Below are 14,426 nucleotides of genomic sequence, written 5' to 3' on the forward strand. Positions count from 1 at the left end.
CCCATAAGGGGTCGGGGCAGAGGGGCCCCGACCCGCAAGAAAGGTCAACGAAGACATGACTGACGTCAATCTCGGTCTCTACTTCCTCTCCGAGCTCGTCGGCACAGCGATGCTGGTCCTGCTCGGCTGCGGTGTCGTGGCGAACGTCGCCCTCGCGAAGAACAAGGGCTTCGGCGGCGGCTTCCTGATGGTCAACTGGGGATGGGGCCTCGCGGTGTTCGCGGGTGTCCTCGTCTCGGCATACTCCGGCGCCATCCTGAACCCGGCCGTCGGCATCGGCCTCCTCGTCGCCGGCAAGATCACCTTCGCGATGTTCCTCACCGCGACCGCCGCGGAGCTCCTCGGCGCGATCATCGGCGCGATCGTCGTCTGGCTCGCCTACAAGCAGCACTTCGACCAGGAGCCGGAGGCCGCCAACAAGCTCGGCGTCTTCTCCACCGGCCCCGCCATCCGCTCGTACGGCTGGAACCTCGTCACCGAGATCATCGGCACATTCGTCCTCGTGTTCGTCATCTTCGCGTTCGCAGACTACGGCGACATCGAGGTCGGCACGCCCGGTGGCCTCGGCCCGCTCACCGCCCTTCCGGTGGCCCTCCTGGTGGTCGCGATCGGTGCGTCGCTCGGTGGCCCCACCGGCTACGCGATCAACCCGGCTCGTGACCTCGGTCCCCGCATCGCCCACGCGATCCTGCCGATCCAGGGCAAGGGTTCCAGCGACTGGTCCTACTCGTGGGTGCCCGTCGTCGGTCCGCTCATCGGTGGTGTCATCGCCGCCCTCGCCGCCCCCGGCCTGCTCAGCCTCGCCGGCTGATCCCCCTCAACCGCTCGGGAATTCAAAGGAGAACACATGGCTGACTACATCATCGCGATCGACCAGGGCACCACGTCGAGCCGCGCGATCATCTTCGACAAGAAGGGCAGCATCGTCGCCACCGGTCAGAAGGAGCACGAGCAGATCCTTCCCAAGGCCGGCTGGGTCGAGCACGACGCCGCCGAGATCTGGCGCAACGTCCAGGAGGTGATCGGTCTGGCCCTCGGTCGCGCCGATCTCACCCGCCACGACATCGCCGCCGTGGGCATCACGAACCAGCGCGAGACCGCCGTCGTGTGGGACAAGACCACGGGCAAGCCGGTCTACAACGCCATCGTCTGGCAGGACACCCGTACGCAGGAGATCGTCAACCGCCTCGCGGGCGACGAGGGCGTCGACCGGTTCAAGTCGATCGTCGGCCTCCCGCTGGCGACCTACTTCTCCGGCACCAAGATCACCTGGATCCTGGAGAACGTCGACGGCGCCCGCGAGAAGGCCGAGGCCGGAGACCTGCTCTTCGGCACGACCGACTCCTGGGTCCTGTGGAACCTCACGGGCGGCATCGACGGCGGCGTGCACGCGACCGACGTCACCAACGCCTCGCGCACGATGTTCATGGACCTCGAGACGCTGGAGTGGCGCGACGACATCCTCGAGGCGTTCGGCGTGCCGCGCTCGATGATGCCGGAGATCCGCTCCTCCTCCGAGGTCTACGGTGCGGCCGAGAGCTCGTCGCTGCTCCGCGAGACGCCGATCGCCGGCATCCTCGGCGACCAGCAGGCGGCGACGTTCGGTCAGGCCGCCTTCCAGAAGGGCGAGAGCAAGAACACCTACGGCACGGGCTGCTTCCTCATCTTCAACACGGGCGAGGAGATCGTCCGCTCGAAGAACGGGCTGCTCACCACCGTCGGCTACAAGCTCGGCGACCAGCCCACGCACTACGCGCTGGAGGGATCGATCGCCGTCACCGGATCGCTCATCCAGTGGCTGCGCGACCAGCTCGGCATCATCTCCTCCGCCCCCGAGGTCGAGGAGCTGGCCGAGAAGGTCGAGGACAACGGCGGCGTGTACATCGTCCCCGCGTTCTCGGGTCTCTTCGCCCCGTACTGGCGTCCGGACGCCCGTGGCGCGATCGTCGGTCTCACCCGCTACGCGAATAAGAACCACATCGCGCGCGCCGCCCTGGAGGCCGTGGCCTTCCAGACCCGCGATGTGCTCGACGCGGTCAACGCGGACGCCGGAGTGGACCTCAGCGAGCTCAAGGTCGACGGCGGCATGGTCGCCAACGACGCGCTCATGCAGTTCCAGGCCGACATCCTCGGGGTCCCGGTCGTGCGGCCGGTCGTGGCGGAGACCACCGCGCTCGGTGCGGCCTACGCCGCAGGCCTCGCGGTCGGCTTCTGGAGCGGCCTCGACGACCTGTCCGCGAACTGGCAGGAGGACCGCCGCTGGGAGCCCTCGCTCGACGAGGCCGAGCGCGACCGCCAGCTGCGCCTGTGGCGCAAGGCCGTCACGAAGTCGATGGACTGGGTCGACGACGACGTGCGCTGATCACCACACGACGAGGCGGGTCCGGGTTCTTCCCGGGCCCGCTTCGTCGTCTCCGGGTCGATCTCCGCCCGTGCACCCGGAACAGGGTCTCAGGAGGCTGCCGCGACGATGTCGAGGAAGGCGCGCGCGGCGCTGCGCGGTGCCGCGGCGTCCCAGGCCAGGTGCTCGACACGGACCGGGCCGTCCTGGACCGCCACCGTGTCGACGACGTCCCGATACCCCCGCACCACGCCGGGTGCGAGCAGCGTGACGGCGAGGCCCGCAGCGACCAGGCCGATCAGGCTCGCAGCCGTGTCGGATTCGAAGGCCACGTCCCGCCCGACCTGCGCGGCCAGGAACGCCGCGTCGCTCTGCGCGCGTCCCGATGTTCCGGCGGGGAAGTCGGCGAACGCGGAATCCGTGAGATCGCTCAGCCGCACCCTCCGCCTCGCAGCGAGGACATGCCCGCGAGGCAGCACCGCCACGAGCGGCTCACGGGTCAACGGGCGGGAGGCCACCCCCTCAGGGTCCGCTCCCTCCCGAAGCCCGAGGAATGCGACGTCGAGATCGCCCCGACGGATCGCCGCCATGAGGCTGTCGCTGTTCCCCTCGCGGAGCTCCACGCGAGCGACCGGATGCGCGGTGCGATAGGCCACGAGGAGCGCGGGGACGTCGACAGCGGTCACCGTGGGGATGATGCCCAGTCGCAGGGTCCCCACCACCTCCCCGCTCGCCGCCGCCGCGTCCTCCCGCGCCTGATCCGCGGCGCGCACGGCGAGCCGCGCGGACCGGAGGAACGCCTCTCCGGACTCGGTCGCGCGGACGCTGCGACTCGTGCGCGCGAACAGCCGTACGCCCAGCTCGCGTTCGAGAGCGGCGACCTGATGGCTGAGGGCCGATTGCGTGACGTGACAGCGCTCCGCCGCGCGGGTGAACGACCCGGTGTCCGCCACAGCGACGACATATCGCAGATGCTGGAGTTCCATACATTCATGATCTCTCTTCATGAATAGCGTGACAACAATGCGTTGGACTCATCTGGACACGGCGCGCAGGCTGGGAGCATGAACCGCTTCACCCTCACCCTCGTCACGGCACTCGCCCCTGCGGCGTGGGGTACGACCTACCTGGTCACGACGGAGCTGCTCCCCGCCGGGCACCCGCTCCTCGCCGGCCTCCTCCGCTCGCTGCCCGCCGGCCTCCTCGCGGTGCTGCTCGCCCGCCGCCTGCCGCACGGCGCCTGGTGGGGCAGGGTCGTCGTGCTCGGCGCCCTCAACATCGGCGCGTTCTTCCCGCTGCTGTTCCTCGCGGCCGAACGCCTCCCCGGCGGGGTGGCAGCCGCCGTCGCGGGTGCGCAGCCGCTGATAGTCCTGGGGCTCGGGGCGCTCGTGCTCGGAGAACGTGTCCGACCGGTATCCGCGGCCGCCGCCGTCGCGGGAGCGGCAGGGGTCGCCCTCGTCGTCCTCGGTCCGGCCGCCGCGCTGGACCTCTGGGGCCTCATCGCGGCTCTGGGCGGCGTGACCGCCACCGGCCTCGGGATGATCCTCACCAAGCGCTGGGGACGCCCCTCCGGCGTCGGCCCGGTGGCGTACGCAGGCTGGCAGCTCAGCGCGGGCGGACTGCTGCTCCTCCCCCTCACCTTCGCGGTCGAGGGCCCGCCTCCCGCCCTCGACGCGGGGGCACTCCTCGGCTACCTCTGGCTCGCGACGGCGGGAGGGATCATCGCCTACACGCTCTGGTTCCGCGGCATCCAGCGCCTGCCCGTGATCGTGCCCGGCCTGCTCGCCCTGCTCTCACCGATCGTCGCGACGGTGCTCGGAGCGCTCATCGCCGGCGAGAGCTTCACCGTGGTCCAGGTGACGGGCATCCTGATCACGCTCGCCGCCCTCGTCGGCGGGCAGTTCGCGGCGCGGCCGCGAGGCACGCCGGCGACCACGGTCGATCCCTCGGCCGCGGCCGTCGCCGTGCGCTGAGGTCCCGGCCGCTCAGCCCTTGCCGAACAGCTTCTGGATCTCGGCGAGGTCGGCCTCCGACGGCGCCTCCGCGCCCCCGCCGAGGCCGAAGCCCGAGCCGGTGGGTGCCGTGGAAGCCGCGAGGCCGGCGTTCTCCGCCGCGCGCTTCGCCGGGTTGCCGGAGCGGGACCGGTTGCCTCCGCCGCCCTTGCCCTTCTTGCCGCGCTTGGACGAGGCGCCGGGCTTGCCCATGCCGGGGACCGGCCCCATGCCCGGGATGTTCGGCGTGCCACCGCGAGCGACGGTCTTCATCATCTTCGCGGCCTGCTCGAAGCGCTGCACGAGCTGATTGACGTCGGTGACGGTCATGCCGGAGCCGCGCGCGATGCGCAGACGGCGGGAGCCGTTGAGGATCTTGGGGTTGCGACGCTCGACCGGCGTCATGGAACGGATGATGGCCTCGGTGCGGTCGATCTCGCGCTCGTCGAAGTCCTCGAGCTGCTGCTTCATCTGGCCCATGCCCGGGAGCATCCCGAGCATCTTCTTCATCGAGCCCATCTTCTTCATCTGCTGAAGCTGCTCGAGGAAGTCCTCGAGGGTGAAGGCCTCGTTCGCGAGCTTCTCGGCGACCTTGCGCGCTTCATCCTCGTCGAACGCCTGCTGCGCCTGCTCGATGAGGGTGAGGATGTCACCGAGGTCGAGGATGCGGCTGGCCATGCGATCGGGGTGGAACGGCTCGAGGTCTTCCAGCCGCTCGCCCGTGGAGGCGAAGATGATCGGCCGGCCCGTGACCGAGGCGACCGACAGCGCCGCTCCGCCTCGGGCGTCGCCGTCGAGCTTCGAGAGGACGACGCCGGTGAAGTCGACGCCCTCCTGGAACGCCTTGGCCGTGTTGACGGCGTCCTGACCGATCATCGCGTCGATGACGAACAGCACCTCGTCCGGATCGACGGCCTTGCGGATGTCGGCGGCCTGCTTCATGAGCTCGGCGTCGACGCCGAGCCGGCCCGCGGTGTCGATGATGACCACGTCGTGCTGCTGACGGCGGGCGTGCTCGACGCCGTCGCGCGAGACCTTGACCGGATCGCCGACGCCGTTGCCGGGCTCGGGCGCGTACACCGTGGCACCGGCCTGCTCGGCGACGACCTGGAGCTGGTTCACCGCGTTCGGGCGCTGGAGGTCGGCGGCGACGAGCAGAGGCGTGTGCCCCTCGCTCTCGAGCTGCTTGGCGAGCTTGCCGGCGAACGTCGTCTTCCCCGAACCCTGGAGGCCCGCGAGCATGATCACGGTCGGGGCGGTCTTGGCGAACCGCAGGCGCCGCTGCTCACCGCCGAGGATCTGCACGAGCTCCTCGTTGACGATCTGCACCACCTGCTGCGCGGGGTTGAGCGCCTTGTTGACCTCGTCGCCGAGAGCGCGCTCGCGCACCTTGGCGGTGAAGTCCTTGACGACCGCGAGCGCGACGTCGGCGTCGAGCAGGGCGCGACGGATCTCGCGCACCGTGCCGTCGACGTCGGCGGCGGTGAGCTTTCCCTTCGTGCGCAGGTTGCGGAAGGTGTCGGTGAGCCGATCGGAGAGCGTGCCAAAGGTAGCCATGGTGCCTACGATTCTACGCGAGCGGAGCCTCCACGCTCAGCGCGGCACGGAGCAGCGTCGCCGAAGCCCCGCTGTGTCGTCGAGACCCCGCCCCGCATGCGTGAGCACGCCGGGGCCTCGGCGCGGAACCGGGGTCTCGCGAGGCCGCGTCACTCCCCCCAGGGCAGATCGTGCACGCGGGCGAGCGCCTCGCGGAGGACGGACTCCGGCGTGTCGCGGCCCGCCCCCTCCTCGGCCCAGACGCGCAGGGCCGACAGGACGGCGGCGGCCTGCGCCGCTCCCAGCACGTCCGCACGCATCACATCGATACCCGCCGCACGCGCCGCACGGGAGACCGCGGCGGCGAGGCGGGCCAGACGGACACCCGTCTCCCGCACCAGCTCCTCCTCGAGCGCCATCGCCTCCGCGTTCCGCAGCGCCAGCGCCAACGGATCCGGGGCGAAGTCGTCCACGATCCCCTGCAGGACCCCGCGCACCCGCTCCCCCGTGGCGTTGCGACCGAGGTCGTCCAGAGCGCCGACCGCGACCCCGATGCGCTCGTCGATCCCGGACCACAGCACGTCGCTCTTGGACGTGAAGTAGTTGAAGAAGCTGGAACGACTGACGCCCGCCCGCTGCGTGATGTCGGCGATGGAGGTGGCCTCGTACCCGCGCTCCAGGAAGAGCTCGCAGGCGGCCTCGGCGAGGGTCTCGCGCGAGGAGGCCCTCGGGCGGCCGGCGCGACCAGTCCGGTTCATGACTTCACGGTACCGCGCGCCGCGCCGCACCCCGGACGAGGCTGTATTGTTGGACGCAATCCATGTATTAGAGGGAAGCGACGACGCATGCTCGACATCCTCACCCCCGGCTTCATGCCGACCCCTGTCCCCTATCCCGACGGCTGGGCCCTGCAGCGTCGTGTGCACGCGGACGTCGTGTCCGGTGCCCGCCCTGACACGCTCATCCTGCTCGAGCACGCGGCCGTCTACACCGCGGGCAAGCGCACGGAGGACCATGAGCGCCCCCAGGACGGGACCCCGGTGATCGACGTCGACCGCGGCGGGAAGATCACCTGGCACGGACCGGGGCAGCTCGTCGGCTATCCGATCTTCCGCCTGCCGGAGCCGATGGACGTGGTCGCACACGTCCGGCGTCTGGAGCGGATCCTCATCGAGGTGCTGCGTCCGTTCGGGGTCGACGGGTACCAGGTCGAGGGACGCAGCGGTGTGTGGGTGCGCCGGCCGCTCTCGGAGGACAAGGTGGCCGCCATCGGCGTGCGCGTGCAGCAGGGCGTGACCATGCACGGCTTCGCTATCAACTGCGACAACAGCCTCGCCCCCTTCCGCGACATCATCCCCTGCGGCATCACCGACGCCGGTGTGACGACGGTGAGCGAGGCGTCCGGCCGCGTGGTCGGTCCGCTCGACCTCGTCGACGCCGTGCAGGACGCCTTCCGCACCGCCCACGCACCCGACCTGACAGGAGTCCCGGCATGACCGCCGCACCCGAGGGGCGCAAGCTCCTCCGTCTCGAGATCCGCAACGCGGAGACCCCGATCGAGCGCAAGCCCGAGTGGATCAAGACCAAGGCCAAGATGGGGCCGGAGTACTCGGCGCTGCACTCGCTCGTGAAGAGCGAGGACCTGCACACGGTGTGTCAGGAGGCCGGCTGCCCGAACATCTTCGAGTGCTGGGAGGACCGCGAGGCGACCTTCCTCATCGGAGGCTCGCAGTGCACGCGTCGCTGCGACTTCTGCCAGATCGACACCGGCAAGCCCGCCGACTACGACACCGACGAGCCGCGACGCGTCGCCGAGAGCGTGCAGCGGATGAACCTCCGCTACGCGACCGTGACGAGCGTGGCCCGCGACGACCTGCCCGACACGGGGGCCTGGCTCAACGCTGAGACGGTGCGCAGGATCCACGAGCTCAACCCGAACACCGGGGTGGAGCTGCTGGCCAACGAGCACAACGCCGACCCCGCGTTCCTCGGCCAGATCTTCGATGCCCGCCCCGAGGTGTTCGCGCACAACGTGGAGACCGTGCCCCGCATCTTCAAGCGCATCCGCCCCGCGTTCCGCTACGAGCGCTCGCTGAACGTGCTCACGCAGGCTCGCGATGCCGGACTCATCACGAAGTCCAACCTCATCCTCGGCATGGGAGAGGAGCCGGAGGAGGTCGTCCAGGCGCTGCAGGACCTCCACGACGCGGGCTGCGACATCATCACGATCACCCAGTACCTCCGCCCGACGCCGCGGCATCTTCCCGTCTCGCGGTGGGTGAAGCCGGCCGAGTTCGTCGAATTCAAGGAGGAGGCGGAGCGGATCGGCTTCCTCGGGGTGCTCGCCGGTCCGCTGGTGCGCTCCTCGTACCGCGCCGGGCGGCTCTGGGCGCAGTCCATGACCTCGAAGGGACGGGAGATCCCCGCGCACCTCGCGCACATCGCGGAGAGCGCCGACCTCGGCTTCGCGCAGGCGGTCTGACGAGCGGCGGTCAGTCGGCGCTCATGACCGACTGCACGCTGCCGTCGGAGCCCAGGTTCACCAGCAGCACGTCGTCGGTGGCGCTGTCGTCGAGCGCGTACTCCAGCACCGCGAACGGCTCGGACCCGCCGTGCTCGTCGGCGAGGATCGTCATGCTCATCAGGCGCAGCGATCGGATGATGTCGACGGCCGCGTCTCCGGACACGTCGATGAGGACGTCCGGGAGGTCGTCGCCGAACACCTCCTGCTGCTGCAGGATGTACTCGGTCACCTCGCTCGTCCGGTCGTCCACCTCGGCGAGCATCCCCCGTCGTGCCGTCGCGTCCACGTTCTCCAGGCCGGCGATGAGTCCGGCGGCGATGTCGAGGGCGTCGGCGGACACATCGTCCTGGTCCGGGGCCGTCAGGTCCACCGTGACGCTCTGGTCGCCGAGCTCGACCGTCTCCGACCAGAAGATCGAGCCGTCGGGGCCCGACGACAGCAGTCCGAAGTAGTCGTGTTCGATCGCCATAACGCTATGAAACCAGCCTGGTGCTCGGGGCGGAAGCCCTGTGTCAGCCGACCAGCGCCTGCACGAAGACGTGCGGCGTGAAACCGGTCAGATCATCGATGCCCTCGCCCTGGCCGAGGAGTTTCACCGGGATGCCCGTGCGCTCCTGCACCGCGAGCACGAAGCCGCCCTTGGCCGAGCCGTCGAGCTTGGTGAGCACGAGTCCGGTGACACCGGCGTGCTGCAGGAAGGTCTCCGCCTGCATGACGCCGTTCTGCCCCGTCGTGGCGTCGAGGACGAGGAGCACCTCGCTGATCGGGGCCTGCTTCTCGACGACGCGGCGGATCTTGCCCAGCTCGTCCATGAGCCCGCCCTTGGTGTGCAGCCGTCCCGCCGTGTCGATGATGGCGATCTCGATGCCCTCGCGCTTCGCGTACTCCACGGTCTGGAAGGCGACGGAGGCCGGGTCCTGGCCCTCCTGCTGCGGTCGGACGATGGCCGCTCCCCCGCGCTGCGCCCAGGTGGCGAGCTGGTCCACGGCCGCGGCACGGAAGGTGTCGGCGGCTCCCACGACCACACTCCGCTGGTAACCGCGGAGGAACTTCGTGAACTTGCCGATCGTCGTCGTCTTGCCCACGCCGTTCACGCCGACGACGAGGACCACGGCGGGCCGCTCGGTGAGCTTCAGAGTGGTGTCGAACTTCGCGAAGTGCTCCTCCAGGGTCTCCCGCAGCATGCGCTGGAGGTCCTTGGGGTCGGTGGTGCGGTACTTCGCGACCTTGTCGCGCAGCTCGTCGACGATGCGCTCGCTGATGTCGGGGCCGAAGTCCGCCGTGATCAGCGCCGTCTCCAGGTCTTCCCACGTCGTCTCGTCGATGGTGGGCTTCACGAACATGCCGCGCAGCGCGCGACCGAGAGACCAGGACTTCTCTGCCATGCGTCCAGCCTACGGGTAGCATCCAGGGATGCACCGCGCGCCGCTCCCGCACCGGGTGTTCCTCCACGGCGCCGGGAGACGCGGCACCGCCGCGTGGCCCTCGCAGGATCCGGAGTCCGGGACCTTCCTCGGCTTCCCTGCGGGCTCCTCCATCAGGTCCCAGGCCGACGCCCTCGCCGAGAGCGCGCGTGACCGGGAGCCGATCCTGTTCGCCCATTCCATCGGAGCGGTCACCGCCGTCCGCGCGGTGGCGGGTGGGCTCCGGGTGTCCGGACTGGTCCTCGTCGAGCCCGCCCTGTACGACGTCGCCCGGGGAGCGGCGCCGATCGAGCGGCATATCGCCGTGGTCACGGAGGCACGATCACGCGCGACCGAGAACGACCTCTACGGCTTCTGGGCGCTGTTCCGTCCGCTCATGTTCGGCGGCCCGCTGAACCACGAGTCCTGGCCGGACGAACGCGCGGTCGCGGAGCACTGGGCGACTGCGAATCTCCCCTGGGGACACGGCATCCGGGAGCGTTCCCTCGCCGGGGTGCCGACCCTCGTGGTCACCGGCGGCTGGAACGAGGAGTACGAGATCATCGCCGGGCGGCTCGTCGACGTCGGAGCCTCCCACCTGGTGCTCCCCGGCTTCGCCCACCGCCCGCAGGACCATCCCGACTTCCCCGCCGCCGTCACGGCATTCGAACAGTCCCTCACGATCTGACCCGCCCCGGCCTCGCCGACGGGTGAGTCAGACGGCGGCGGCGGCGCGGTCGCCGACGCGCTGCCCGACCACCGCGGAGACGCCGTCCTGACGCATCGACACGCCGTACAGCGCGTCGGCGATCTCCATCGTCCGCTTCTGGTGCGTGATGACGAGGAGCTGGGAGCTCTCGCGCAGCTGCTCGAAGACCGTGAGCAGCCGGCCGAGGTTCGCGTCGTCCAGCGCGGCCTCGACCTCGTCGAGGATGTAGAACGGGCTGGGACGCGCCTTGAAGATCGCCACCAGGAGCGCCACCGCGGCCAGAGACCGCTCACCGCCGGACAGCAGCGACAGCCGCTCGATCTTCTTCCCGACGGGACGGACCGAGACCTCGATCCCCGTCGTCAGCATGTTCTCCGGATCGGTCAGCGAGATGCTGCCGGTGCCGCCGGGGAACAGCAGCGGGAAGACCTGGCCGAACGCCTCCTTGGTGTCCTCGAACGCGCTGGCGAAGATCGTCTGCATGCGCTCGTCGAGGTCGGCGATGATCGTCAGGAGATCCTGCCGGGTCTGCGTCAGGTCCGCGAGCTGCGTGGTGAGGAACGCGTGGCGCTGCTCCAGGGCGGCGAACTCCTCCAGCGCGAGCGGATTGACCCGACCGAGCTGGGCGAGCTTCCGCTCCGCGTCCGCGAGACGCCGCTGCTGAATGCGCCGGTCGAACGGGATCGCGGTGTCGTCGAGCATCTCGCCATCGGCCGGCTCCGCCCCGGGATCCCGCGGCACGAGCTGGTCAGGACCGTACTCGGCGACCAGCACGTCCTCGTCGAGGGCGAGCTCCGAGGACACGCGCTCCAACAGGCTGTTCAGGTGGAGCTTCTTCTCGTGGATCTGCAGCTCCAGGCCGTGCACGCTCTCCGTGAGCCCGGCCAGACGCTCCCGCAGCGACGACTCCTGGGCGCGCAGGGCGACGAGCTCCTCGTTCTGCGCCGACCGCGCGGCTTCCGCCTCCGCCAGCGCGACGCGGGCCTCGGTGACCGAGCGGTCGAGGGAGTCGAGGATGCGCGGCAGCTCGTCCACGACTCCGGACGCCGCCTCGCGCTGCGCCCGGCGGATGACAGCGCGACGGGCGGCCTCGGCGGCGGCGTCCCGCTCCTGCTCGCGCTGCCGCTCCAACGCGGTCACCCGTGACTGCGCGGCACGGACGCGCTCGCGCAGCGTCTCGACCTCCAGGCGGGCACGGACCTCGCCCTCGCGGGCCCGCTCCAGGGCCTCCAGCAGACCGTCGCGCGCCGAGGCGTCGAGCACCGGACGCGGCGCGGCGACCGCGGCGTCGAGCTCCGCCTTCGCGGCCTCCGCCTTCGCCTCCGCGTCGGCCACGGCGGCCTGCGCCTGAGCGAGCCCGGTCTCCAGGCGATCGCATTCGGCGACGGCCGCCTCGTGACGCACCGTGACCTTGTTGAGCTGCTCAGCATGCGTCGCGAGAGCGGCGTCGTGCTCGCGAAGGGCACGCAGGGCGTCCTTGGCCTGACGCCGTGTCTCCTCCACCGCCTCATCGGCGTCGATGCGGGCCTCGCGGAGCGAGTCGACGACGATCTGGATCTCGGTGAGCCGCTCGGTCGCGGCGTCCCGCTCCGCCGCGAGCTCGAGGCGGGAACGCTCCCCGCCGGAACCCGTGCGCAGGGTCTGGGCGGTGATGACGTCGCCGCCGGTGGTCACGATCGTCGTCCACGCATCACCCCCCGCATCGAGTGCGCGCCGGGCGGATCGCGCCGCATCGAGGTCGTCGGCGATGAGCACGTGCGCCAGGACCCCGAGGATCCCGTCCGGCGCGGTCACCGTCTCGGTCGCGGCGACCACACCCTCGACATCCGGAGGTGTCGGCTTCTCCCTCGGGGCGTCGGCGACCACGAAGTCGACCACGCCCCGGCGGCGCTCTGCGGCCTCCGCCGCGAGGGCGAACGCATCGTCAGCGGAACCGACGAGCACGCCCTCGGCCAGCGGCCCGAGGACGGCGGCGATGGCGGCTTCGTACCCCGCGCGCACCTGCACGGCATCGCCGACGAGGCCGCGGATCCCCGGACCGCCCTCCGCGACGATCTCGGCGGCGCCTCCCGACAGCGAGAGCGCGCTGCTCAGCGCGGCAGCCTTCGCCGTGAGAGCGTCGACTTCGCGCTCCGCGGCGTGCAGGCGCTCGCGCAGGCTCTCGCGTTCCGCCTCCGCCGCCGTCGCCGCACGCTGGGCGCTCTCGTAGGCGGCGGCGTACTCGACGGCCGTGCCCTCGGGAGCTTCCGCGTCGTCGATCGCCTCCAGGGCCTCCTCGGCGTCGCGCCGCCGGGCGTGCGCGGCCTCGAGCGCGTTCTCCTGACGCAGCACCGCGCCGCGGACCGCGGTCAACGCCGACGCGGCCGCATCGGCGTTCCCGCGGAGAGAGGAGAGCCGCATGTCATACGCGGAGACGAGGGCGCTCTGCTCCGCGATGTCCACGTCGAGCGTGTCGAGCTCGGCACGGGCGTTCACGACCTCGCGGCTGGCGGCGGCCGCGGCGTCCTGAGCGTCACCGAGGCCGGAGGAGATCGTCTCGATGTCCTCCTTCGCCTCGTCGATGGTCGCCTGCGTGACGGTCACCGCGGTCACGGCCGCGTCGTCCTCCTCGGAGCCGAGAAGCGCGAGGCGCTGGTTGGCGAGGGTGTAGAGCCCGCGCATCCGCTCCTGCACCTGTTCCAGTCCGAACGCGACGCTGCGCGCCTCGTCGACGGCGATCGAGTTCTGGTTCTTCTCCAGACGAGCGATCCCGGCGCGCACGGTCTCGGCCTGGTCGGACAGCACGAGACGCTCGGTGTGCCGCTCCTGCTCGGTCCGGGTGTGGTCTGCGAGAGCCGTGCGCAGCGCCACGACGTCGTCGGCGAACAGTCGTGCCTTGGCATCGCGCACGACGGCCGCGATGGTCTGCGCCTCGCGCGCGATCTCCGCCTGGCGTCCGAGGGGCTTGAGCTGGCGACGGATCTCCCCGGCGAGGTCGCTCAGACGGGTGAGGTTGGCCTCCATCGCGTCGAGCTTGCGCAGCGTCTTCTCCTTGCGCCGGCGGTGCTTCAGGATGCCGGCTGCCTCCTCGATGAAGCCGCGTCGATCCTCCGGCGAGGCCTGGAGCACGGTGTCGAGCCGCCCTTGACCCACGATGACGTGCATCTCCCGGCCCAGGCCGGAGTCGCTGAGCAGCTCCTGCACATCGAGCAGACGGCAGCTCTCGCCGTTGATGGCGTACTCGCTGGAGCCGTTGCGGAACAGGGTGCGGCTGATCGTCACCTCGGCGTACTCGATCGGGAGAGCGCCGTCGGCGTTGTCGATCGTGAGCTGCACCTCGGCGCGCCCGAGGGGCCCGCGGGTCGATGTGCCCGCGAAGATGACGTCCTCCATCTTCCCGCCGCGGAGCGTCTTCGCCCCCTGCTCCCCCATCACCCAGGCGAGGGCGTCGACGACGTTGGACTTGCCGGAGCCGTTCGGCCCGACGATGCACGTGACGCCGGGCTCGAACACGAAGGTCGTGGGCTGCGCGAACGACTTGAACCCCTTGAGCGTCAGGCTCTTCAGGTGCATGGGGCGACCGCTCGTCCGGGGAGATTCACGCCGCTACGCTACCGGAATCCCGCGGAACGGCCGGTATCCCGCGCGGTCATCGCGGACCCCGGTGCGACCGCGACACGCCGGTGCTACCACGAAATGCTTGACGATCTCCTGAGAGTTTCGCTACGGTGGCCTCCGGATCGCCACACGAAAGGAGGTTACCGATGATGATCACTCAGCACACCGCAGAGGTCTTTGGCCTCGCCGCGCCCGCGCACTTTGCGCCGCGCCACGCGGCATCGGTGACCGCCGGCGTCCGTCACGGCTCGCTCGGCTAGAACCGCAGCCTGGGAACGCAGGCCCGATCCGGGTCTTCTCCCGCCTGTTCTGTCGCGTCCCACCC

The 14,426-nt window shown here is 70.6% G+C and carries 12 protein-coding genes; 6 read left to right on the forward strand and 6 right to left on the reverse strand.

Annotation, left to right across the window (positions count from 1 at the left end; genetic code table 11):
- Positions 1-55 precede the first annotated feature (55 nt).
- Positions 56-811 (forward strand): MIP/aquaporin family protein, encoded by a 756-nt coding sequence (locus ACIQID_RS03395; RefSeq protein ID WP_071328522.1) that lies wholly within the window; start codon positions 56-58, stop codon positions 809-811.
- 36 nt (positions 812-847) lie between these two features.
- The gene (glpK, locus tag ACIQID_RS03400; protein ID WP_312672663.1) at positions 848-2,362 is read left to right on the forward strand and encodes a glycerol kinase GlpK; all 1,515 of its coding nucleotides are present in this window, start codon (positions 848-850) and stop codon (positions 2,360-2,362) included.
- Between the two features lie 89 nt (positions 2,363-2,451).
- On the opposite strand, the gene ACIQID_RS03405 is transcribed toward glpK, so the two are convergent.
- Positions 2,452-3,327, reverse strand: coding sequence for a LysR family transcriptional regulator (locus ACIQID_RS03405; protein WP_400281985.1), 876 nt, complete (start codon positions 3,325-3,327; stop codon positions 2,452-2,454).
- Between the two features lie 78 nt (positions 3,328-3,405).
- Between ACIQID_RS03405 and ACIQID_RS03410 the strand changes: the two genes are divergently transcribed.
- Complete coding sequence (locus ACIQID_RS03410; RefSeq protein WP_400281988.1) at positions 3,406-4,314, forward strand: EamA family transporter; 909 nt, start codon at positions 3,406-3,408, stop codon at positions 4,312-4,314.
- 12 nt (positions 4,315-4,326) lie between these two features.
- Here ACIQID_RS03410 and ffh read toward each other — a convergent pair whose 3' ends face one another.
- Positions 4,327-5,889, reverse strand: coding sequence for a signal recognition particle protein (ffh, locus tag ACIQID_RS03415; RefSeq protein WP_312672667.1), 1,563 nt, complete (start codon positions 5,887-5,889; stop codon positions 4,327-4,329).
- A gap of 149 nt (positions 5,890-6,038) precedes the next feature.
- Positions 6,039-6,626, reverse strand: a complete 588-nt coding sequence (locus ACIQID_RS03420) for a TetR/AcrR family transcriptional regulator (protein WP_400281991.1) — start codon at positions 6,624-6,626, stop codon at positions 6,039-6,041.
- An 87-nt stretch (positions 6,627-6,713) separates the two neighbouring features.
- Here ACIQID_RS03420 and lipB point away from each other — a divergent pair, with 87 nt between their 5' ends.
- The gene (lipB, locus tag ACIQID_RS03425) at positions 6,714-7,364 is read left to right on the forward strand and encodes a lipoyl(octanoyl) transferase LipB (RefSeq protein ID WP_331202786.1); all 651 of its coding nucleotides are present in this window, start codon (positions 6,714-6,716) and stop codon (positions 7,362-7,364) included.
- Positions 7,361-8,350: a lipoyl synthase gene (gene lipA, locus ACIQID_RS03430; protein WP_060922215.1), complete on the forward strand. Its 990-nt coding sequence runs from the start codon at positions 7,361-7,363 to the stop codon at positions 8,348-8,350. The genes lipB and lipA overlap by 4 nt, the downstream gene beginning before the upstream one ends.
- 10 nt (positions 8,351-8,360) lie before the next feature.
- On the opposite strand, the gene ACIQID_RS03435 is transcribed toward lipA, so the two are convergent.
- A complete protein-coding gene (locus tag ACIQID_RS03435) occupies positions 8,361-8,861 on the reverse strand; it encodes a DUF2004 domain-containing protein (RefSeq protein ID WP_060922216.1) in 501 nt (166 codons plus the stop codon).
- A gap of 43 nt (positions 8,862-8,904) precedes the next feature.
- Positions 8,905-9,777, reverse strand: coding sequence for a signal recognition particle-docking protein FtsY (gene ftsY / locus ACIQID_RS03440; protein ID WP_071328516.1), 873 nt, complete (start codon positions 9,775-9,777; stop codon positions 8,905-8,907).
- A gap of 28 nt (positions 9,778-9,805) precedes the next feature.
- Here ftsY and ACIQID_RS03445 point away from each other — a divergent pair, with 28 nt between their 5' ends.
- On the forward strand, positions 9,806-10,483 hold the full coding sequence (locus tag ACIQID_RS03445; protein ID WP_400281997.1) for an alpha/beta hydrolase: 678 nt from the start codon (positions 9,806-9,808) through the stop codon (positions 10,481-10,483).
- A gap of 27 nt (positions 10,484-10,510) precedes the next feature.
- On the opposite strand, the gene smc is transcribed toward ACIQID_RS03445, so the two are convergent.
- Entirely contained in the window at positions 10,511-14,056 is a 3,546-nt protein-coding gene (gene smc / locus ACIQID_RS03450) for a chromosome segregation protein SMC (RefSeq protein WP_400282000.1), read from the reverse strand.
- Positions 14,057-14,426 lie beyond the last annotated feature (370 nt).

The organism is Microbacterium sp. NPDC091676, from assembly GCF_044756645.1.
GTDB classification, from domain to species: Bacteria; Actinomycetota; Actinomycetes; order Actinomycetales; family Microbacteriaceae; genus Microbacterium; species Microbacterium paraoxydans_D.